A 22447-nucleotide genomic window follows, 5' to 3' on the forward strand; every position below is an offset into this window, starting at 1 on the left:
TTCTCATTCTTAAAAAGTCCTCTTTAAATTTCGAATTTAAGCATTAAAACGCTCTTCAATTTTTTCCCAGTTGATTATTTTATAAAAATTCTCAATGTATTCGGCACGTTTGTTTTGATAGTTGAGATAATAAGCATGTTCCCAAACGTCAAGAGCTAAAAGAGGTGTTCCTGTTTCCTCTGCAAGATTTTTCATTAATGGATTGTCTTGATTTGGCGTAGAGGTAATGAAAAGTTTACCATCGTTTGCTTTACAAAGCCATGCCCAACCTGAGCCAAATACTCCTTTTGCTTCTTCTGAAAACTCCTTTTGAAAGGCTTCATACGAACCAAAATCTTTTTCTAAAGCTATTTTCAAATTTCCTGTGACAACCTGATTTTTTGGAGATAAAGACTCCCAAAAAAGACTGTGATTATAATGTCCACCTCCATTATTTCGAACAGCTGTGTCATTTTCGCCTACGCTTTCCAAAATTTCTAATAAATTCTGATTGGCAAAGTTTGTTCCTTCAATAGCCTTGTTTAATTTATTGACATAACCTTGATGGTGTTTTCCATGGTGGATTTCCATGGTTTGTTTGTCAATATTTGGAGCTAGTGCAGCAAAATCATACGGTAAGGCTGGTAATTCGAAGGGTGATTTTAGTGTAAAGAGTCCATTTTCAGTTGCTACTGCTGTCGAATCTGTTTCAGTAGTATCTGTTTTTTTAGAAGAATCACAAGCCGAAAGAGGATTAAACATGATTCCGATAGTGGCAAGACCTGCCGTTTTGAGAAAAGTACGCTTGTTCATTAACATAAAAATTCTTTTTTAGAGTTAGAGTGCAGTTGTAATTTATGCTTTAATAATTAAATTACTGCTAAAATAGTTTTGAAAAATTTGTTTTAATCAAGGTATCACTTTTTCTTGACTATTTTTCAAAATGAATAACTACAAACTAACTGATTTTTTTGAATTTAAACGTCTAGCAATTGCAAACGAACCAGTTGATTATATGTTCCTTCTTGATTTACCAAACTCTCATGTGTTCCTTGTTCACTGATTTGTCCATTTTCAATGACATAGATTGTATCTACTTTTCTAATTGTAGCCAAACGGTGAGCAATAATAATCGTCGTTCTGTCTTTCATGAGTGTATCTAATGCTTCCTGTACAAGTTGTTCAGATTCAGCATCTAACGAACTTGTTGCTTCATCTAAAATCAATATTTTTGGATTGCGTAAAATGGCTCTTGCAATAGCAATTCTTTGACGCTGTCCACCCGAAAGCTTTACACCTCGTTCTCCTACAAGTGTTTCTAATCCTTCTGGGAATGTTTCGATAAACTTAAATGCGTTAGCTTGTTTGGCTGCCGAAATAATTTCTTCTTCTGTTGCAGTTGGTTTTCCGTAGGCTATATTTTCTCTGATTGTTCCTCCAAAAAGTAAAATTTCTTGGGGTACAATTCCAATAGCAGAACGATAAAAACTCAAATCATACTCTAAATTATTTTTCCCATCTACTTCTATTGTTCCTGTTTGTGGATTATAAAAACGCTCTAAGAGCTGAATAATGGTAGATTTTCCTGCGCCACTATGTCCGACTAAGGCAATTTTTTCTCCTGCTTTTATATCCAAACTAAGTCCTTTCAAAACCTCTACATCAGTACGTGTAGGATAAGAAAAACGAACATCTTTAAAAGAAATATTTCCTTGAATTGGATTTTGAGTTGTGCTAGATTTCTCTGTAGTATACGTTAATTCTGACTCTGATTCTTCTCCTAAAATCTCCAAAACTCGTTCTGATGCTCCGATAGCTTTCTGTATTTGTCCATAAATATTTCCTAGTCCTCCAATAGAACCAGCAATAAACATAGAATAAATAATGAAAGAAATTAAATCTCCTGAAGTCAAATCTCCAGCTGCTAGAAGTGTTGCACCATACCAAAAAACAGCCGTAATACTTCCAAAAATAGCAAAGACAATAAAAGAGACAAAACCACCACGATAAGTAGCTGCTTTTAAAGCTGTTTGAATGACACTATTTTGAGTAGTTGAGTAACGATTTGATTCAAAAATTTCGTTTGTAAATGCTTTTACAGTTGCAATAGCTTGAATAGTTTCTTCAACAATTATATTTGAAGTGGCAAGCTGATCTTGTGTTTTCTTAGAAAGTTTACGGATGAACTTACCAAAAATAATTGCTCCAATAATCAAAACTGGCATTACACCAAGCATAAAAAAAGTGAGTTTTGGAGTTTTGACAAATAAAATTCCTAAGCCAACAATAAGCGTAATTATCTGACGAAAAAACTCGGCTAATGTAACCGAAAAAGTGTCTTGCAAAAGAGCCACATCTGCTGTAATTCGGCTCATAAGCTCTCCAGAACGATGCTTGTCATAAAAACTCATTGGCAAAGTCAAGTATTTTTGATACAATGATTTGCGAATATCAGCCATTGAATATTCACTCACTTGTGCAAACAAATACACTCTCAAAAATGAAAAAATGACTTGAATTACAATTACAACTACTAAAGCAAGCGTAATCTGATTAATGCTATCTAACAAGAAACTCTCGTCTCCTGTCGCTACATCAATAAGATTTCCTGTAAGCTCTGGAAAGGCTAAAAGAACAACACTAGATAAGAAGAGACAAACCATTCCACTAAAGAAATATCCTTTGTAGGGCATCATATATTTATAAATGCCTAACAAATATTGAAAACTCTCTTTGTTGAGTTTTCGCTTTTTGTGTTCATCTTCTTTATTGATTTCTGTAGAATCTTTTATAGATTCATCTGAAATAGATTCTGTCTTTTGAGACTGTCCATTTCTGTTTATATTTTCTTTTCCGTTCGTATTTTTCATAGTATGTTTTAAAACGATAGTACGTCTAATTTTCGAAACGCAAAGATACAGTTTTTGTTAGATAAGTGCTAACTCAAGATAGGTTGATGAAAACTTTGTTAGTCGTTTTGATATTCTTAAAATAACTTTGAAAATAATTTAGTGTAGCCAAATGAATACACAGTTTTATATTTTATAAATATACCCTGATGTTTTATTGTATTCTGAGAGTTTTTTTTTATCTTTCCTACATTAGAATAAAATCAATACAGAAAAACAATCTTTTTAGCAGGTACTAAAAAATCATGTTGCATTCCTTTCAACTTTTTATCAAAAATAGTTTATCGTCATTTCTTTTTGTGATTTTCTTTCTTTTCCTATTTGTTTTTCAAAATACGGCTTCAAACCTCTATGCACAGCAAATTGCATTAGATTGGCGTTTTGATAAACTTACTTCTCAGGATGGATTATCTCAAAATACAGTTACGGCAATGCTTCAAGATAACTTGGGTTTCATTTGGATAGGAACTCAAAACGGATTAAATCGATACGATGCTAGTAATTTTAAAACCTATAAAGTAGAACAAAACACAAATTCAATCCCTGATAATCATATTACTTTTTTATTACAAACCGAAGATAATTTTATTTGGATAGGAACTCAAAGTGGAGGACTCTGTAGACTCAATACTATTACAGAACAATTTGAAGTTTTTGCTTATGAGCCACAAAATCCACTTAGTTTGAGTGCAGGAGCAGTTACTTGTATTTTAAGAGATTCTAAAAAAAGAACTTGGATAGGTACTTCTATTGGTGGCTTAAATCTTTTTAATCCACAAACCCAAACATTTGACCATTATAGAAATGATGAGCGTAATCAAAATTCATTAGCTCAAAATCATGTTACTGATATTATAGAGGACAACCAAAAACGCCTTTGGATAGCAACTGCTGAAGGTGGTTTAGATCGTTTTGAAGAAAATGAAAATAAATTTATTCATTTTAGACCAAGTATTTATGGAAGTAGTTCGAGTGCACCAAGTAGTGAACAAATAATAGGATTAGAGATTATTGAAAATGATGATTCGAAAAGAAATAAATTATGGATTGCTACTCGTGATGGAGGGATTAATATTTTAGACTTAGATACTGAAATTTTTACCGTTTTGGAAGCTGATGAACAAAAGACAGTAGATAAAACAGGAAAGCCAACCACTAAAAACATTTTTTCTGGGAAAATAGTGACCACTTTTGAGAATTTTGGAGATGAGATTTTTATAGGTACACAAGAAGATGGCGTTTTGATTATCAACTCTTCAACAAATCAAATAAAAACCCTTCAATCTAATCCTTCTCTACGTTATTCGCTTAGTAATAATCATATCACATGTGTTTTTAAAGATAATCAGGGTAGCATTTGGATAGGAACACTTGCCGAAGGAATCAATAAATTTAATTCTATCAAAAATAAATTTGCTCATTTTAGAGAAGAAGCAGACAAATCTAAAAGTCTTCCAGATAGTCGAATAACAAGTATTTTTAAAACAACTACCAATAATCTTTGGATAGGAACAGCTAGTGGAGGAATTACCATCTTGACTCCTAAAAATGAAAAAGAACGAATTTTTAATACCTACCAACATAGAGAAAAAGATGAAACTACGATTGCTAGTGATAAAGTATCAGTGGTTTATCAAGACAAGCAAAATCAAATTTGGGTAGGAACAGCAGAAGGTTTGGAAATTTTCAATGAAAAAAAAGAGACCTTTGAACAGATTTTGATTTATAATGAAAAACTAAATAATCCTGACAAATTATCCATAAAAGCAATTTATCAAGACACAAAAAATAACTATTGGATAGGTTTATATCAACAAGGATTATTAAAACTTTTGCCCTCTGGAGAAACACAACTTTTCAAAACTGAAATATATAATGATTTTAGCTTGAGCAATAACTATGTCCGTGTAATTTTTGAAGACAGAATTGGGAATCTCTGGATAGGAACAGAAGATGGACTAAATCTATACGACAATAGTCCAAATAGTGAGAAATTTGTGCGTTATATGCACCAAATCGAAAATCCAAATAGTATTAGTAATGATGAAATTTTGTCTATTACAGAAGATGATGATGGTAATATTTGGATAGGAACAGCAAATGGACTTAATAAATTTGATGTAAAAAAAGGTGTTTTTACAGTTTTTACTGAAAAAGATGGTTTGCCAAATAATATCATTCATTCAGTAGTTTGTGATTTGCAAAACCGTATTTGGGTAAGTACAAGCCAAGGAGTAGCAGAACTTGACCCTTATTCTAAAACAATTCGTTCGTATGATATTTCAGATGGTTTGCAGAGTAATGAGTTTATTTCAGGTTCAGTTTATCAAGAAAGAATTATTGACAAAACTACAGGAGAGGAAAAGCAAGGATTTATTTACTTTGGTGGTATAAATGGATTTAATCGCTTTAACCCTGATAGTTTGAGCTATAATACAAGTGTTCCCAAACTGGTTTTTACTCAGTTTTCGCTTTTTAATAAAGTGATTTCTCCTTCTAACAAAAATTCGTATTTAGAAAAGACAATTCCTTATACTAAAGAAATTACGTTGCCTTATGATGCGAATGTGTTTTCAATTGATTTTTCAGTTTTAGATTTTATTGCTCCTCACAAAACCAAATACTCTTATTATTTAGAGGGATTTGATAAAGAATGGCATTCTACCAATCGAAATTTTGTTACTTATACCAATCTTGCTTCAGGAAGTTATACTCTGAAAGTAAAAGGTTCTAATAGTGATGGGATTTGGAACGATACAGGAATTGAAATGAATATTATTGTAACTCCTCCTTTTTGGCGAACATGGTGGTTTACTACTATTAGTGTTTTTCTTTTTTTAGTTATTACAATAGGAGGATATAAAATTAGAACCTACCAAATTCAAGAACAAAAACGTCGTTTGGAGTATCAAGTAGAAGAAAGAACCAATGAACTGGCAGAAAAAACATGGGAGCTAGAAAGCCAAACTAAACAATTAGAAAGTCAGAACTCTTTATTAGAAACCCAATCAAAAGAAATTCAGGTAGCTTATGATAATGTAAATATTTTGAGTGAGGTAGGACAAAAAATCACGTCTACTTTGGATATGAGGCAAATGATAGAAACAGTTTATCAAAATGTAAGTGGACTAATGCCTGTTGATAGATTCGGAATTGGTGTTTTTAATGATGAATTTCAGCGTTTAGAGTTTCCATTTTTTGTAGAAGGTGAAACCTATTTTCCATTTCACACCAAATCATTGAATGATAAAAAACGCCTTTCTGTAATTTGTTATGAAAAGCAAAAAGAAATTGTTATCCAAGATTTTCAGAAAGAGAATAAAAATTATGCTACCGAATATGCTAATGATGGAATAGAAATGGAGCTGGGCAAAACGCCAAAATCAGCAGCTTATTTTCCACTTAGTGTAGAACAACATGCTATCGGAATTCTGACAGTTCAAAGTTTTCAAAAAAATGCTTATTCTAATCAGCATCTCACTATTTTGCGTTCGTTGGCAGCTTATACATCTATTGCTTTGGATAATGCAAGAGCTTACAAAACCATCGAAACTAACAACAGAAATATTACAGATTCGATTCGTTATGCACTTACTATTCAGCAGGCAATGCTTCCAGAAAAAGAACTTATGGACTCGCTTTTTGATGCTCATTTTGTAATTTTTAAGCCACTTTCTATGGTTTCAGGAGATTTTTATTGGGTTACAAAAGTAGAAACAGAAGTGGAGGGAAGCATTCAAACACGAATCTATGCAGCTATTATAGACTGTACAGGACATGGTGTTCCAGGAGGATTTATGTCTGTTATTGGAAAAACTCTTTTAGATGAAATTGTACAGACACAACAAGTAAAAGAACCCTCTAAAATTTTGGAATTATTAGATAAAAATACTCGTGCTGTTTTGAAACAAGAACAAACTTCAAATGATGATGGAATGGACATTGGGCTTCTTTGTTTAGAAAAAGATAAAGAAGAAGAAAAATTTAAAATTACTTTTTCAGGAGCAAAACGACCTTTGTATTTTATTGAAAAAACAGATTCATTGTCCAAATTAAAAATTATCAAGGGTAATCGTCGTTCGATTGGAGGACGTACTAGAAACAATCCTGTTCCATTTACTGACAATGAGATTATTTTGAAAAAAGGAGCGTTAATTTATCTTACAACTGATGGATTTGCAGACCAACCCAATCCAGAACGTAAAAAAATTGGTTCTCTTCATCTTCGTAAAATAATAGAAAATAATTCTTTAAAAGTGATGACAAAGCAAAGAACAGAACTATTAAATATTTTAAGAGAGCATCAACAAGAAAGCGCACAAGTAGATGATATTAGTTTAATAGGAATTAGAATATAATTTTATAAAAATATCAAACGAAAGTGTTTTACATAAAAGAGGCTGTCCGAAAAGTACGGATAGCCTTTTTTTTATGGTTAATTTTTTTTATTTTCGAGGTATATATACTTTTATACTAACGTTATATAGCCTATGGCAAAAGTAGTTTTCAAAAACCAAAGTGGTAAGCAGCCCGAACTTTTTCCTGTCAATATATTTGACAAAATTCCAGCTCACCATCCTGTTCGTTTAGTTGAAAAGGTGGTTGATTCATTGGATATTAGCGATTTGATTTCTCAATACAAAGGTGGAGGTTGTTCAGCTTATCATCCAAGAATGCTCGTTAAAGTGCTATTCTATTCTTATTTATCCAATATTTATTCTTGTCGTAAAATAGCTAAAGCTCTTGGGGAGAATATTCATTTTATGTATTTATCAGGCAATTCTACACCAGATTTTAGAACAATTAATGACTTTAGAGGTAAAATTTTGAAGGCACACATTCATCGTTTATTTGGAGAAGTTGTTAAAATGTTGGTTGAAATGGGTTATGTAAGTCTTGATGTTCAATATATTGATGGAACAAAAATAGAGGCTTGTTCTAATCGTTATACTTTTGTTTGGCGTGGTAGTATTGAAAAAAATAAAGAAAAGTTAGAAACTAAAGTAAATAAAATTTTATCTGATATTGAAAGTAGTATTCAATCAGATAATCAAGAAGAAAATAAAGAAGAAGTATCTACTCCATTAGATTCAGAATTATTAAAAGAAAAACTCGCTCAAATCAATAAAAAACTAAAAGAACCGAGTAAACAACAGGCAAGAGAACTAAAAAAAATGCAAGATGAATATCTTCCTAGATTAAGTAAATATGAAGAGTCTCTGAAAATTTTAGGTTGTAGAAACTCGTATAGTAAAACAGATACGGATGCTACTTTTATGCGGATGAAAGAAGATCACATGAAAAATGGACAACTCAAACCTACTTATAATGCTCAAGTGTCCACAGAAAATCAATTTATTACCCACGTTTCTATTCATCAAACGGCAGGAGATACCACCACTTTATCCTCTCATTTAGAAGGATTTGAAAATCAGTACAATAAACAAAGTAAAGAAGTAGTAGCTGATGCAGGTTATGGAAGTGAAGAAAATTATGAATTACTTGAAAAAAAAGAAATTACTGCCTACGTTAAGTACAATTATTTCCATAAAGAGCAAAAAAGGAAAATGAAAAATAATCCTTTTTTAGTTCAGAATTTATTTTACAACAAAGAATTAGATTTTTATGTCTGTCCGATGGGGCAAAGAATGAAGAAAATAAGAGATGGAAAACGTACTTCAAGTAATGGATACGAATCGCAAGTATCTTATTATCAAGCAAAAAGGTGTCAAGATTGTCCTCTTCGCAATTTATGTCATAAAGCTGAAGGCAATAGAATAATACAAGTGAATCATCGTTTAAACCAACTAAAAGAGAAAGCTAGAAATTTACTAACTAGTGAGAAAGGATTAGAGCAGCGCAGTAAACGCCCTATAGAAGTAGAAGCTGTTTTTGGGCATCTCAAATATAATAATAAGTTTAATCGATTTACTTTTAAGGGATTAGTAAAAGTAGAAATGGAGTTTCTATTGATGGCTCTTGGGCATAATTTTAGAAAAATGGTGGCAAAAACTGCCGATAAGCTAAAAAATACTTTCAATTCTAAAAAATCATCTTTTTGCACCTTTTTTTATACTCAAAAAAATCACCAAAAGACAAAATTTGTTTGCATCATCAAAAAAATCAACCAAAAAGAAGAATTACAAAAAATAGCTGCATAAAAAGAGGCTGACCTTTTCGGACAGCCTCTTTATTTTCATGAAGAGATAATTAATTACAGTAACATTCTAATGTAGAAGTCTGTAATTCAATGCTTTATTTTTTCTGATTGAATTAGTCAATATAATATGTTTCGTAGCTTGTTTTGTCTTGACCAACAATTTGCAAAAAGTAAGTTCCTTGAGTTAAATCTTTAAGGTCAAATGTACGAGCTTTGCTTTCCTCATTGATAGTTTCTTCGTACAAAATATTACCTTCTAAATCTGTAAGAGTTAATTTTACAGTTCCTTTGTTATTCTCTACAGATGCAAAAACTTTATTATTGGTTGCTTTTGGAGAAAATGTAGCTATAAAATCATTTTTCAAAGTATTTTTCAAAACAACAGTTCTTTTTTCATTGTATGTTTCGCCTTCTACAATTACTGTATAAGTTCCTTCACCAATGGCATTCATATCGTAGATACGTTGAATTTGAGCTTTTTTACCAAGAGCTTCTGAATATACAAGTTCTAAATTTGTATTATAAATCTTGATGTTGAGTTTTTCTTGTTTTTCATTATCAAATTTCAAGATAAATTTGTTGCTATTTGGTAATGCCTCTACAGTTGCAGTTATATTGTCTTCATCAGCAAAAGCAGAAGTAAATGATGTAAAAGAAAGTGTAATAGCAAAAACGATGGCGAAAATTGAATTTAATGATTTCATAGTAATGGATGTTTTTAGAGAATTTGAAATAAATAAGTTTGAATAATATATTTTTTCGTTAGTGAGACTTCTTTTTTTGTTTTTTCTGTCTGTATTTGTTTTCGTTTGATGTTACAAAGCTAACGGCTTATTTTGATACAAGTTACAATTCAAAAATACGTTTTTGTTAACAAAGTATTTAACTAAAAAATGTGCAACCCAAAATTATAATAAATATATTTGCTTTATTTCAAAATAAAATTTTATCTATCGTTGTTTTTTGTGCGTTAAATTCTGCTGTTTTAATATTTTAAGTTAAGTTCTAAACCTCTCAAAAAACGAATTCATAATAAATCACAACATCGAAAATAAGATGCAACCCCTCATTTGTTAGGAAGCAATATTCTGTTTAATTTATTTTTTCAAAATATTATTTCGTTTAGTGTGTTTTCTTTGTTCTTAACAATTTGTTAATATAGAATATGTTAAAAATAATTAAAATAAAAAATAAAAATAAATTTAGTTGATTTTGTACCTTCCTTTGTAATTTTTGGTGTGTTCGACAAAAAAAAGCAACTTCTAAAAAGCTGCTTTTTCAAAAATACTATTGTTAGATACAATCAATATCAAAGTGCTGTATCATCTAAAGATGGATAAATAATTTTGGCTCTTCTGACAATTTAACGAAATTATAAAATAGTGTGCGTTCGTTTTAGCTTCGCTGAGGGTTACACTGTTCTCAAAAACGAACGAAACGCTTCTGAGGAAGCGTTTCGTTCAACTCTAGGGAGTTGAACACACTATGTTTCGCTAAAAAGTCGGAAGAGCCATAATTTTTTAGCATTTTGTTCCATTGATAGCTAGTTTTTTCTATTTTTAGATAAAAATAAATTACTAAATGCTGGAAGAATTAAGAAATCACATAAATGCTATTACACCTCTAACCTATGAAGAATTTAGCTTTGTTTGTTCATTATTTGTTGAAAAAAAAATCAAAAAAAAGCAGTTTCTTATCAAAGAAGGTGATAGTGTAAAGTATGCTTATTTTATAGTATCAGGACTCTTGAAACTTACTTATGTCGACGATTTGGGGAAGGTTCATATTGTTTCTTTTGGTATGGAAGATTGGTGGGAATCCGATTTTCAAGCTTATTTTACTCAATCAAAAGCTCGTATGTCTTTACAAGCTATTGAAGATACATCTGTGTTGTGCCTTTCCCTTAAAAATTATCAAAAAATGTGTCTAGAAGTTCCAAAGATGAAAACTTTTTTAATAGAGATGTCAAATAAAGGATTCATTGCTTCTCAGCAGCGCATACTCTCATTATTAACAACTAGTGTAAAAGAGCGTTATGAAAAGCTGCTTCAAAAATATCCATTATTATTTCAAAGAGTACCAAAAGCTCAACTTGCTTTATATTTAGGCTGTTCACGAGAAACTCTGAGTCGGATTTCTTCTTGACAAAACCTTCATTTGAATTTGTGATATATATCACGATTTTTTCTTTTTCAAAAGTACAATTTTGCATTATAAATTTTTAATCATCCAGAGTATATTTACTCAAAAACAAGAAAAAAAATGCAAAAAAGAACTATCAATCCTTGGCAATGGCAAAACCAACGTAGCTATGTACAAGCTGTAGAAGTAAAAAATGTAGAAAGCACACTCTACATATCAGGACAAACAGCTATAGATAATAATGGAATTTCTAGTGCTGCTGATATGAAAAGCCAAATAGTCCATAGTTTACAAAACTTAGAAAAAGTCATATATGAAGCTGGTTATGAGTGTAAAAATATTGTGCGCTTAAATATCTATACAACTTCTTCAGAAGATTTTTTTGCTAACTTCGATATTATTCAGAACTGGATATCCAAACATGAAATAGAACAAGCATCTACTGTACTTGAAGTGAAAAGTCTTTTTGAAACATTAACTGTTGAATTAGAAGCTACAGTAGTGAAATAAGAGCATTATAGTAAAGATTAATTTTTTACTTATTCATTGTACATATATAAGAAATAAGAATTAAATAAACTACTATTTTAAAACATTCAATTAACTGGTAATCAATAAATTAAATTTGTAATTGTTCCTGAGCAGTTACTATCATGCTTTAAAAGCATTCATAAAATCAAACTTTCCTCATTCCAATCAAAGAAAAGGAGTGAGGAGTTTTTTATAAAAAAAACTGATTAAAGTGTGATTTATATTGATATAATCTTGGTATTTTATTATCGTTTGTCTCAGTCCTCTGACAAAAGATTTTGAAACGAGATAAAAAAAAGCCATAATTGAGTTTCTTACAAAATTTTTCTCACAAATTTTTCTCAATTATGGCAAAAGCAAAGTATGCTTCTAGTGGTAAAGTTACAAAATTAGTTACTGTTTTATCTTCTCATTTAACAGAGTTTCATTTTGCACGAGTTCAATTTATAGGTCTTTTTGTAATAGCTGTTATAAAAGTAGGATTAGGAGGGTTGATTCAAATTGCTACAGCTTTTGAACGGAATGTAGAGTGCAGCTCCTCTTTACGTCGTATTGAACGCTTTTTAAATCACTATAACCTTGATTTTAAGGCAATTACTCTTTTAATTGTTTCTTTACAAGGTATTGATAAGTGGAAGGATATTGTTTTATGTCTTGACCGTTCCAATTGGAAAGTGGGTAAAAAAAATATAAATATTTTGTTACTTTCAGCAGCTTATAAAAATGTTTCAGTGCCTCTTATTTGGTCTGTTTTTCCAAAAAAAGGAAACTCTTCTACTGAAGAACGCATCGAATTAATAGAACGTTTTTTATCTATTTTTCCTAACCTATCTATTTCTTCTATTGTAGCAGATAGAGAGTTTGTAGGTCAAAAATGGTTTACTTATTTATCAGGAAAAAACTTTGATTTTGTAATGCGACTAAAGTCTAATTTTAAAGCGACTAGAAAAGGTAAAACAAAGTCAATTGCAGCCTGGTGTAGAGGACTGGCTATTTCAGAAACGTATCATTTAGAGGGTGTTTTTATAGTCAATGGTGTAGAAGTATATTTATCTGTAAGTAGAACACAAAAAGGATATATTTATCTAGCTTCACCTGTTTTTTTAGAAAACGCTTTTGAAATTTATAAACAACGTTGGGAAATAGAAACGCTGTTTAAAGCACTAAAAACACAAGGTTTTAAGCTAGAAAATACAAAATTGACAGAACCAGAGAAAATAGCTAAATTACTTGCTCTTTGTTCTATTGCATTTGTTTGGTGTTACAAAGTAGGGGAGTGGAAACATAAAAAAACGAAAATAAGAGTCTGTTCAAATGGATATAATGAATACTCTTTTTTCCGATATGGATTACTAGAAATCAAAAAAATACTCAATAATCCAATGAGTAAAGAAACTAAATTCAATCAGAAAATTAAAGTTTTGTCAATGGAGTGAGATCGTTTGTTTAAATTAATAAGAATATTTATGGAATTCCAATTTTACTAAATTAGACAACAAAATGAAAGCACTTCATACAAGCAAATACTACGAAATTTCATTTGATAAAAGCAAATCATTGATTATGCATAAAGCTCTACCTGCTACCTTAGATATGAGTGATGAAGATTTTAAACAGGAAATGCTCTTATTTGCAGAAATGTGCGAAACATACACTCCCACAAGAGATTTAGTCAATTTAGTAAACATGAAGTATTCTATTGCTCCCAAAATGCAAGAGTGGGTAAATACAGAAGTCTTTCCAAAATTTATGAATATAATAGATAGAATGGCATTAGTTATGCCTTCTGGAATTTTTGAAGTTGTAGCTCTTAAGCAAACTATGGAGGAAGAAATAGCTCAAAATTTCTATCAAAAATATTTTGACAATGAAGAACAAGCCTTAGAGTGGGTAATGGAATAGATTCAATTAAAAATAGTATTTTGTAATATAATAGAGATGTCAACAAATTTCCCATCTATTGTAGCGTATCACTACAAGCATATATAAGTTTTGCTGTATTTTTAAATGCGCTCTAAAACTAAAAAGATGACTAAATAGTGTGAGACAGTTTAATAATTCGTTAATTTCGTTTGTGAAAAATGTTTTGTAGAGGATTTTATTTTTTTCATTAGAAATAACTTTGTATTTTTCTAAACAAATTTTAAATATTACAAAAATAATGAAGGTATTGTAAGGGTAATACGAAATTATGACATTCTGAAAGAGTGCTATACTTTCTATACATCATGACTGTATCCCTTCACAAAAAACAATGATTATAAGAATAGCAACTCAGGAAGATATTACTGCTGTAGAAAAACTACGAACTACTGCTTATCAAACTGCAACTGGTTCAATAATATCTGATACTTCATTTTTGCATTGGAATGAAAGTGATGAACAATCCATTACTCTAATATTAGAAAATGAGGAAAAGCAAATTATCTCTACTTTGCAAGGAAAAATTCTGATTACAAAAGCAGAACTAGAAAAGTTCTTTGATATATCCTTGAACACTTCTTTTTCCTTTCCTATTTTCCCTACTTTTACTATAGGTAAAGCATCTACTTTTTTAGAGTATAGAGGCTTAGGATATACAGCCATCATGAGAATATTATTTTTACAAGCCTGTTTGAATTCTGAAATTCAATCCATTAGCTCTACCATGCAAGCAGATGCTTCAAGAATTCCTTTATTAAAACAAATGGGTTATTTTATTGAGGAAGCTGATATTAGTCATTGAAAAAATAGTCATTTTAATAATACAAGTGCAGCTCTTTTTAATCTTTTGCACAAACAAAATTTTGTAGAAGCTATAGCTGTTGCCAAGAATAAAATTATAACTCCAATTTCTGCCATTGAAATACAAGACGAACTACTATTGACAATGAAAAAGAAAATTAGCTACTTTTGTATCAAAAAAAATGAAAATTCTACAAGTAGTATATTATAAGAATATAGACTTTGTTCATAGTGTTCCACTTTAAAAGATATTTATAAAATCAAATCTTCCTCATTCCAATCAAAAAAGAGGAAGATTTTTTTGTGTATTTGATGATTATCCTTTACTAACAGCAAAACCAACTACTAAAACATCATCAATTTGAGGTTCATTTCCCTTCCATTTTTCCATTACTTGCTCTAAGGTAGAACATTGAGTTTCTAGATTTTGAGATGTTCTTTTCGTATTATTTATATCTAATAATAGTTTTTTGAAGTTTTTAGACATGAATTTTTTACTTACTTGGTTTTCTTTTCCTTCTTCATTATTTCCTCCAAATTGGTCGCTATATCCATCAGACGATAAATAAACATTCATCTCTTCATTTAAGTCAATAGAATGTGTTTTAAATTCTCTTTTTTGTTCATTTTGCCAACCTCCAATTGCTCGTCTATCTCCTTTTATTTCTTCAAATTTTCCATTTTTTACAATCCATAAAGGACGATTTGCACCTGCAAATTCTAGTGTATGTTTTTCTCTATTTATAACACAGAGTGCTATATCCATTCCATCTCTAGAAGTATTTAGGTTAGAACTAGAATCATAATCTTGTTTTAAAATGGTGCGAACACCTTTATGCAATTCTTCTAAAATATCAGAAGGATAAAATATATTTTTCTCATTTATAATTTGATTGAGTAAATTATTTCCAATAATGGACATGAATGCACCTGGAACACCGTGTCCTGTACAATCTACAGCAGCAACAATTATTTTTTGTTCTTTTTTATGCTCTGAAATCCAATAAAAATCTCCAGAAACAATATCTTTTGGTTTGAAAAATACAAAATGATTTTCTAAAATAGTATCTCGTTCTTCTTTAGGAGGTAAAATAGCATCTTGAATACGTTTTGCATATTTCAAACTATCCGTTATTTTTTGGTTTTGGCTTTGCAACTCTATCGTTTTTTGTTCCAAATCAACTGTTCGTTCTGCTACTAATTGTTCTAATTTTTGATTTTGAGATTCTATTAAATAACGTTGTCTTATTTCATTTTCTATTTTCTGATTTTTTTCGGTAATTGTTTTTTCAGCAAGCTGATTTTTAAGCATATTTATACGGTCTGCAAGACCTAGAGATAATAAAATGACTTCTAAAGCCGAACCAATTTGTATGGCATAAGTAGTGATAAAATTAGTAGATAAAAGCCCAAAGCCTTTAAAAATACTACATAAAATACCTAACCAAAACAATGACCAAGCTATTAAAAAATAGATAGCTGATTTGTAACCTCTTCTATAACTCATCACACCCATATAAAAAAGAAGTGTAGTAGCCACAACTCCAGTAATAGAACTTACCTTTATCATCACTTTATAAGGCAGAAAAAAAGTCAAAGAAAGTTCGATAATAATTAGTGCAACAAAGACTAAAACGAGTTTATCTGTTTTGGGAAGTAGTTTCTTCAAATGCAAAAACTGTCTAGCAAAAAGAAGAGAAATAAAAGAAAAACAACTAATAGAAAAAGGAATAGCAATATCATTAAAAGGATAGAAATTAGACCACAAATATTGAAATCCTAATCCATTAAATGCAAGTTGAAAAAGAGCAATTGAAGCAATTGTCAGAACATAATAAAGATAAGCTCTATCCCTCAAAGAGAAAAAGATAAACAAGTTATAGAAAATCATCACGACAATTATTCCATAATAAATCCCAAAACCAAATCTATCATTGGCTGTCTGTTCGCTAAAGGCTTGAGGTTGCCAAAGAACTAAAGGAAAAGTCATTGTTCCTTGTGTTCGGCAACGCATATAATAGGTTGTTGTCTTTCTAGGATTAATATTTAACACAAAAATTAAGTCAGCATCTTTTATTTCTCGTTGGGTGTAAGGCATCTTGTCGCCCAGTAATTGCACTTGAATAATATTTTGTGCGCTATCTACTTCGTATAGCCAAACCGAATCTAATAAAGGATATTGTATTTCTAACCAACGATTTTGAGAGTTATTAGTAGCATTTTCAATCTGAAATCTACACCAATAAGTAGAAGAAGTATAACCAAAATTTGGTTTGGCTTCCTTAGAATTTTCAAAATCTAAGCTTTTTATGGCTTGCTGAATAGATAAAAAACCTGTTTTATCTTCTGCAATTTGAGAAGAACTAGAAATAATTACTTTTTCTTGTTGGGTTGAGAGCCAAATTTTCTCAAGTGATTTGTCTTGAAAAGAGTTAGCCTTATTTTTTTGAGCTTTTACAAAAAAAACAGGAATACATATAAGAAAAACTACTACACAGAGTTGTACATAAATTTTATAATAATTGTATTCTCTATTTCTCATATTAGTTTTTATTATAAATAGAAGGCTTTTCTATTCGAATAAATAGAAAGTAAAAAAGTATATAGTGTAAGGTTTAACAAACTCTAAATTAGGCTTTATTTTTGTATTTTCAAGTAAATAAAAGGAAAAACTCTTTATAAATCAATTCATTACAAATTGAACTCTAGTACACTTTTTTTTAGCTAAATAATATATAATTTTTAAACTCATCTTTTGAATATCACGAAACTATGATAAATCGAATACTTTTTTTATCTTTTTTTACTTTTGTGACTTTTTCTTCTCTTAGAGCGCAAAATTCGCTTTATTCTGGAAATTATATTTGGAATTGGGCAACCGTTAATGCTGCTGCATTAGGAACTGAAAATGCCTTAGATATAAAGATGAACTATCGCAAACAATGGTCTGGAATACAAGGTGCTCCAAATAGTTTTTCATTTTTGGCACAAACACCACTTTTTCAAAACAAAACAGAAGTTTTATCAGCAGCTTATCACGCCACAGGATTAGAAGCCTATCACAATGAAGCAGGACTATGGAGTGAAACGGGTATTTATGCTCGTTATGCGTATCATCTGACACTTTCACAACATGATGAATGGGATGCAAATTCTAGACTTCGAATGTCTTTTGGTGCTAGTTTTGGACTCAAAACTATTGGCTTTGACGCATCAAAGGCGACTTTATACAATCCAAATGATAACGCTATTCAGAACAATCAACAGAGCACAGTTCCAGATGCAAATATAGGTATTTGGCTACAAAATGACCGTTTTTTTGGTGGTTTTGGTGTTTATCAATTATTCGAAAATAATGTAAATATAGGACAAAATACCACTGATAATTTGGAGCGTTATTATAACTTATCAGCAGGAACAGTTATAAATTTAAGTGAAAATTTTGTTTTATCTCCTTCTTTTTTGATGAATATCAAAAAAACAACAGATATGAACTGGGATTTGAATACAAAACTATCTTATACTGATTTGATTTGGGTGGCAGCCAATTACCGTCATAAAAGAGCTGTTCAGACTTTTCTAGGAACTCGCATTACTTCTTGGTTAGATATTGCTTACTCGTATGAGTTTTCAAGTTTTATAAAAAGTAATGAGAATAATTTTAATTCATTAGGAACAACAAATGAAGTTCTTGTAGGAATTCGAATTTTTAATAGAAGTGCAGATTCTGATACAAAAAGAAATTCCATTTTTTAAAATCTAAATCTAGAATATAATACAAGTCTGAGAAACTTTTCTATTTACTTGTAAACAAATCAATGTACTTCAAATATTTTTAGTGAAATTTAGTTTATTCTTATTTTTTCGCTCTCATCGTTCGTATATTGTCAATCTAAATAAAATCATTCGGTATATCCAAGCAGGAAACTATATTGTAATGGATGATGGTTTTTGCAGCCAGTTTAGCAAGAGATAGAAAAGGTTTTTAAAATTTATCAAGAGTAGAATAAAGTCAGAAGTCAGATTTCAGAAGTTAGAATTTTCAATGTAGATTAAAGTCTTGCCTTTAACAATCATATATTTCAAAAAAACAATATGCCAAAAACATTTTTAGAAAATACTACGCTCATTCAGTACAATGAAACTGATTATAAAACAGGTAATTATGAAAAAATAGAACACGTAATTACATCTGAAAAAGATGGTCTTATCCGTTGGATAAATACGTATGGAATGGAGTATAAAGACCAATTAAGAGAAGTAATTATTCAAAATAAGTTAGATGATTTTTTGTTGAAGTTAATAAAAGATGATGAACAATCTAATAAAGTGATTGAGTTAGAAGATTTACTTTTTGTTTCAATCAGAGTATTAAAAACAGAAAATGATTCTTTAGATTCAGAACAAATGTTTTTTATTGTTTCTTCTGATTTTGTGTGGAGTATTCAAGAGCAAAAAGGAGATTATTTTGGTTGGATTAGAGAGCGAATTAGAGACAATAAAGGATTAATAAGAAAAAAGAAATCTGATTATTTGCTTTTTCTTCTGATAGAATCAATTATTGATAATTATTATGAAACAAATCAGAATTATATCGAAATGTATTCTGAAATGCTAGACACAACCAAAGTAAAACCAACACCAGAGTTTACCAATCAAATCGAAAAACAAAGACGTAACCTTTTAAAATTTAAAAAATCAGCAAACAGTTTGCGAACTACACTTTTACGTTTAGAAAAAGTCAAAAATAAAAATATAAAAAGTAGTTATTTTTCAGAACTAAAAGAACAAACTAACGACTTGATTACAGATATTGACTTCGACCTCCAAACACTTGAAAGTAGTCTAAATCTTGTTTTTAGTATTCAAGGACACCGTTTGAATGAAGTAATGAAAACACTTACTATTTTCTCTGTTATCTTTATTCCTCTGACATTTTTGGCAGGAATTTATGGAATGAATTTTAAAAATATTCCCGAACTTGAAACACAGAATGGTTATTATGTTTTATTGGGTGTAATGTCTGTTATTACAGTCGGAATTATAATTTATTTTAAACAGAAAAAATGGTTTTGATTTAACAAACAACAAAAATGAAACGAGTTACAGGTATTGGAGGAGTATTTTTTAAGTGTCAAAATCCTACAGCCATGAAAGCATGGTACAAAAAACATTTAGGATTTGATACAAATGACTATGGAACGAGCTTTGAATGGCATCAAGCCGAAGATGCTACCCAAAAAGGCTCTACACAATGGTGTCCTTTTGATGAAAAAACGACCTATTTTGAACCTTCTAAAAAAGACTTTATGATTAATTATAGAGTTGAAGATTTAGAAAAGCTAGTCGAAGTTTTGAAAGAAGAAGGAGTTACTATTCTTGATGAAATAGAAAGTTTTGATTATGGAAAATTTGTTCACATTCTGGATATAGAAGGCAACAAAATTGAACTTTGGCAACCCTAAATAAATTTAGAAGTCAGATTTTAAAAGTTAGAAGTAAATACAGTTAAAAAGTATTCGTATTTTGCATTCACTTAACACTAATCACTAACAACTTATCACTATTTTCATGTCGCATTTAGAACAGTTACAAAACACCATTTCGGAACTTCAAACTCAAAGTACAACGCTAAATTCTTTGACGGAAGTCTATGCAAAAGCCGAAAAAACAGAGGAAAATTACAGACAAAATTTAGAGCTTTTTGAAAAACTGCGACTACAACTAGAAAGCTATGAAAATCTGCTAGACCAAAAAATAATCTCTATTTCTAAGCAAAATACAGATTCGGTTTCAGCACTTCAAGCAACCAATCAAAAAATAGAACAAGCTGAAAGTCAAATCAAGCAAACTAGAGACGAATTAGATGAGCAAACAGCATCTATAGAAGCGCATTTGAAAGAAGTAAAATCTCAAAATAAAGCATTTTACGAACAAACACAGGATTTGCTTGTGCAAAAAACAGATAACTTAAACGCCAATCACGAAAAATTTTATTTAGAAACAACAGAAAGAATACAAAACCGTTTGTCTGCACTTACACAGAAAAATGAAGATTTTTATTCACTTACTTCGCATACATTATCTACACAGTTGGAAAAACTGGAAAATCAAGCTACTGGGTTTTATGAGCGAGCTACAAAGAGAATCAAAATGAATCTTTCTGATTTTACCTCACATACAAAAGAACGTGATGAAGAATTAGAAAAAATGTTAGTCTTGAAAATTGATACAATTCAACAAGAAAATCAAGCTCTGCATATTCAAGCAAACACACTTTTTGAAAAACTGGAAAAAACATATACCCAGTTTAAGACTGTTTTGGATAAAATGAGTGAATTCCAAATGCAGTTTGATACAATAGGAACAAACTTGGAAAATCAAGAACGAGAAATCTATAATCAATCTGAATTTTTAAAAGAAGCCCAAACAAGTGTACAAGAAAACCAAAAAAATCAGTTTGATACCTTTGCCGATTATCAGAAAAAGGCATTGAAGTTTATTTATGACAACCAAAGCAAAGAATTTAAAGAAATAAAAGAGAATTTAGAGAATAAATTTGATTTGCAAAGTAAGAGCTATAATCAAAACCAAATAAAGTTAGAAGAAGAAATTTCTTTGCAACAGAAAAATCAATTGGTATCATTACAAAAGGCTCAAAATGAAGCAATTATTCCAATCAGAGAACAAATTTCAGAAGAGCTAACGCTACAAAAATCAAAACTGGATAAATTAGAAAAAATTAGTACGTTTCAAATCATTACCTTTGTCGGAATGCTAATCAATTTGGCTTTACTCATCTATTTGCTAATAAAATAAGGTTTTTAATAACTGATTCAAGTATCGATAACTGGTTTAAGCGTCGACGCTTGAACTAGTTATTTCAATAAAAATGAATTACATCGGCTCAAAACTTCGTCTTTCAGATTGGATAATAGAAACTATTACTGAAAAATATAATAAATCAAATCCTTCAAAACCTCTTTCTCAAACCATTTTTGCAGAACTTTTTGCAGGAACAGGAATCATTAGTAGAAAACTAAAACCATTTGTAAATCAAATTATTGCAAATGATTTAGAACCATATAGTTATGTTTTACTTAAAAATTATATAGAAAATACAAAAGCTATTCCGAATGAAAGAATTGTTTTTTTGATAGAAGAATTGAACAGTTTATCTATAAAAGAACAAAAAGACGGTTTTATTTATAAAAACTATTGTCAAGGAAGTGGAAGCAAACGACTTTATTTTAGCGACGATAATGGAAAAAAAATTGATGTAATTAGAAAGAAAGTGGAAGAATGGAAGTTAAATAATTTTGTTTCTCAAAGTGAATATTTCTTTCTTTTGGCTTCTCTTTTAGAAAGTGCTGATAAAATAGCAAATACAGCTTCTGTGTATGGCGCATTTTTAAAACAACTCAAAAAATCGGCTCAAAAAAATCTAGTTTTTTCTCCTGCTCACTTTCCAAAACCTCAAAATGGACATAACCAAGAGAATCAAGTTTTCAAAGAAGATGCAAACGAACTAATAAAGAAAATAAAGGGCGATATTCTATATTTAGACCCACCGTATAATGCTCGTCAGTATGGTGCAAACTACCATCTTTTGAATACGATTGCGCTTTATGATAATTTTGAACCCAAAGGAAAAACAGGTTTGAGAGAATATGAGCGTTCGAAATATTGCAAAAAAAATGAAGTAGAAACTGTTTTCGAAGAGTTAATAAAAAATGCAGATTTTGAGTTTATATTTTTAAGCTACAACAATGAAGGTTTGATGAATCTAGAAACTATAAAAAGAATAATGAATAAATACGGTTCATACTCGTTAGAAAAAACAGAATACCAACGTTTCAAAGCTGATAAAGACATCAACAGAGAACACAAAGCCAACGCAACAATGGAATATTTGCATATTTTGAAAAGGTAAAAGGTTTTTTTAATAACTAAACCAAAGAAGCTGAGAGAAAATATTTAATAGTATTCAAAATGGAACACT

At 30.2% G+C, this 22447-nt stretch carries 16 protein-coding genes; 12 read left to right on the plus strand and 4 right to left on the minus strand.

From position 1 onward, the window contains the following. Positions 1-36 precede the first annotated feature (36 nt). Positions 37-792: a superoxide dismutase gene (locus V9L05_RS12570; RefSeq protein ID WP_338812231.1), complete on the minus strand. Its 756-nt coding sequence runs from the start codon at positions 790-792 to the stop codon at positions 37-39. A 164-nt stretch (positions 793-956) separates the two neighbouring features. Continuing rightward, positions 957-2849, minus strand: a complete 1893-nt coding sequence (locus tag V9L05_RS12575) for an ABC transporter transmembrane domain-containing protein (protein ID WP_338812232.1) — start codon at positions 2847-2849, stop codon at positions 957-959. A gap of 284 nt (positions 2850-3133) precedes the next feature. Here V9L05_RS12575 and V9L05_RS12580 point away from each other — a divergent pair, with 284 nt between their 5' ends. Both V9L05_RS12580 and V9L05_RS12585 read left to right on the plus strand, forming a co-directional pair. Beyond that, a complete protein-coding gene (locus V9L05_RS12580) occupies positions 3134-7246 on the plus strand; it encodes a two-component regulator propeller domain-containing protein (RefSeq protein ID WP_338812233.1) in 4113 nt (1370 codons plus the stop codon). Between the two features lie 132 nt (positions 7247-7378). After that, positions 7379-9049 carry an IS1182 family transposase gene (locus V9L05_RS12585; RefSeq protein ID WP_338812234.1) on the plus strand — a complete coding sequence of 557 codons (1671 nt, stop codon included), beginning with the start codon at positions 7379-7381 and terminating at the stop codon, positions 9047-9049. 112 nt (positions 9050-9161) lie between these two features. Here the strand turns inward: V9L05_RS12585 and V9L05_RS12590 are convergent, their stop codons facing one another. Then, complete coding sequence (locus V9L05_RS12590) at positions 9162-9752, minus strand: T9SS type A sorting domain-containing protein (protein ID WP_338792902.1); 591 nt, start codon at positions 9750-9752, stop codon at positions 9162-9164. 877 nt (positions 9753-10629) lie between these two features. Here V9L05_RS12590 and V9L05_RS12595 point away from each other — a divergent pair. From V9L05_RS12595 to V9L05_RS12615, 5 genes are all read left to right on the plus strand, one after another. Beyond that, complete coding sequence (locus V9L05_RS12595) at positions 10630-11193, plus strand: Crp/Fnr family transcriptional regulator (RefSeq protein ID WP_338812236.1); 564 nt, start codon at positions 10630-10632, stop codon at positions 11191-11193. 117 nt (positions 11194-11310) lie between these two features. Next, positions 11311-11700, plus strand: a complete 390-nt coding sequence (locus tag V9L05_RS12600) for a RidA family protein (RefSeq protein WP_338812237.1) — start codon at positions 11311-11313, stop codon at positions 11698-11700. Positions 11701-12068: 368 nt separating this feature from the next. After that, on the plus strand, positions 12069-13157 hold the full coding sequence (locus V9L05_RS12605; protein ID WP_338811925.1) for an IS4 family transposase: 1089 nt from the start codon (positions 12069-12071) through the stop codon (positions 13155-13157). A 64-nt stretch (positions 13158-13221) separates the two neighbouring features. Continuing rightward, entirely contained in the window at positions 13222-13623 is a 402-nt protein-coding gene (locus V9L05_RS12610; protein ID WP_338812238.1) for a hypothetical protein, read from the plus strand. A gap of 352 nt (positions 13624-13975) precedes the next feature. Continuing rightward, positions 13976-14446 (plus strand): hypothetical protein, encoded by a 471-nt coding sequence (locus V9L05_RS12615; protein WP_338812239.1) that lies wholly within the window; start codon positions 13976-13978, stop codon positions 14444-14446. Between the two features lie 315 nt (positions 14447-14761). On the opposite strand, the gene V9L05_RS12620 is transcribed toward V9L05_RS12615, so the two are convergent. Continuing rightward, positions 14762-16987: a 7TM diverse intracellular signaling domain-containing protein gene (locus V9L05_RS12620; protein ID WP_338812241.1), complete on the minus strand. Its 2226-nt coding sequence runs from the start codon at positions 16985-16987 to the stop codon at positions 14762-14764. Between the two features lie 230 nt (positions 16988-17217). Between V9L05_RS12620 and V9L05_RS12625 the strand changes: the two genes are divergently transcribed. The 5 genes from V9L05_RS12625 to V9L05_RS12645 all read left to right on the plus strand — a co-directional run bounded on the left by V9L05_RS12625 (position 17218) and on the right by V9L05_RS12645 (position 22378). Then, a complete protein-coding gene (locus tag V9L05_RS12625) occupies positions 17218-18201 on the plus strand; it encodes a PorP/SprF family type IX secretion system membrane protein (protein WP_338812242.1) in 984 nt (327 codons plus the stop codon). Positions 18202-18540: 339 nt separating this feature from the next. Further along, complete coding sequence (locus tag V9L05_RS12630; RefSeq protein ID WP_338812243.1) at positions 18541-19521, plus strand: magnesium and cobalt transport protein CorA; 981 nt, start codon at positions 18541-18543, stop codon at positions 19519-19521. A 17-nt stretch (positions 19522-19538) separates the two neighbouring features. After that, positions 19539-19910 carry a VOC family protein gene (locus V9L05_RS12635; RefSeq protein WP_338812244.1) on the plus strand — a complete coding sequence of 124 codons (372 nt, stop codon included), beginning with the start codon at positions 19539-19541 and terminating at the stop codon, positions 19908-19910. A 106-nt stretch (positions 19911-20016) separates the two neighbouring features. Further along, positions 20017-21264 (plus strand): hypothetical protein, encoded by a 1248-nt coding sequence (locus tag V9L05_RS12640; protein WP_338812245.1) that lies wholly within the window; start codon positions 20017-20019, stop codon positions 21262-21264. A gap of 73 nt (positions 21265-21337) precedes the next feature. After that, a complete protein-coding gene (locus V9L05_RS12645) occupies positions 21338-22378 on the plus strand; it encodes a DNA adenine methylase (protein WP_338812246.1) in 1041 nt (346 codons plus the stop codon). The last annotated feature ends 69 nt before the right edge of the window (positions 22379-22447 follow it).

The sequence above is a fragment of the Bernardetia sp. Wsw4-3y2 genome (assembly GCF_037126295.1).
Lineage (GTDB): Bacteria > Bacteroidota > Bacteroidia > Cytophagales > Bernardetiaceae > Bernardetia.

What these genes read in the sequence shown, in the direction of transcription:
- V9L05_RS12570 (WP_338812231.1), bottom strand. Translation starts at nt 792, where the DNA reads ATGAACAAGCGTACTTTTCTCAAAACGGCAGGTCTTGCCACTATCGGA.
- V9L05_RS12575 (WP_338812232.1), bottom strand. Translation starts at nt 2,849, where the DNA reads ATGAAAAATACGAACGGAAAAGAAAATATAAACAGAAATGGACAGTCT.
- V9L05_RS12580 (WP_338812233.1), top strand. Translation starts at nt 3,134, where the DNA reads ATGTTGCATTCCTTTCAACTTTTTATCAAAAATAGTTTATCGTCATTT.
- V9L05_RS12585 (WP_338812234.1), top strand. Translation starts at nt 7,379, where the DNA reads ATGGCAAAAGTAGTTTTCAAAAACCAAAGTGGTAAGCAGCCCGAACTT.
- V9L05_RS12590 (WP_338792902.1), bottom strand. Translation starts at nt 9,752, where the DNA reads ATGAAATCATTAAATTCAATTTTCGCCATCGTTTTTGCTATTACACTT.
- V9L05_RS12595 (WP_338812236.1), top strand. Translation starts at nt 10,630, where the DNA reads ATGCTGGAAGAATTAAGAAATCACATAAATGCTATTACACCTCTAACC.
- V9L05_RS12600 (WP_338812237.1), top strand. Translation starts at nt 11,311, where the DNA reads ATGCAAAAAAGAACTATCAATCCTTGGCAATGGCAAAACCAACGTAGC.
- V9L05_RS12605 (WP_338811925.1), top strand. Translation starts at nt 12,069, where the DNA reads ATGGCAAAAGCAAAGTATGCTTCTAGTGGTAAAGTTACAAAATTAGTT.
- V9L05_RS12610 (WP_338812238.1), top strand. Translation starts at nt 13,222, where the DNA reads ATGAAAGCACTTCATACAAGCAAATACTACGAAATTTCATTTGATAAA.
- V9L05_RS12615 (WP_338812239.1), top strand. Translation starts at nt 13,976, where the DNA reads ATGATTATAAGAATAGCAACTCAGGAAGATATTACTGCTGTAGAAAAA.
- V9L05_RS12620 (WP_338812241.1), bottom strand. Translation starts at nt 16,987, where the DNA reads ATGAGAAATAGAGAATACAATTATTATAAAATTTATGTACAACTCTGT.
- V9L05_RS12625 (WP_338812242.1), top strand. Translation starts at nt 17,218, where the DNA reads ATGATAAATCGAATACTTTTTTTATCTTTTTTTACTTTTGTGACTTTT.
- V9L05_RS12630 (WP_338812243.1), top strand. Translation starts at nt 18,541, where the DNA reads ATGCCAAAAACATTTTTAGAAAATACTACGCTCATTCAGTACAATGAA.
- V9L05_RS12635 (WP_338812244.1), top strand. Translation starts at nt 19,539, where the DNA reads ATGAAACGAGTTACAGGTATTGGAGGAGTATTTTTTAAGTGTCAAAAT.
- V9L05_RS12640 (WP_338812245.1), top strand. Translation starts at nt 20,017, where the DNA reads ATGTCGCATTTAGAACAGTTACAAAACACCATTTCGGAACTTCAAACT.
- V9L05_RS12645 (WP_338812246.1), top strand. Translation starts at nt 21,338, where the DNA reads ATGAATTACATCGGCTCAAAACTTCGTCTTTCAGATTGGATAATAGAA.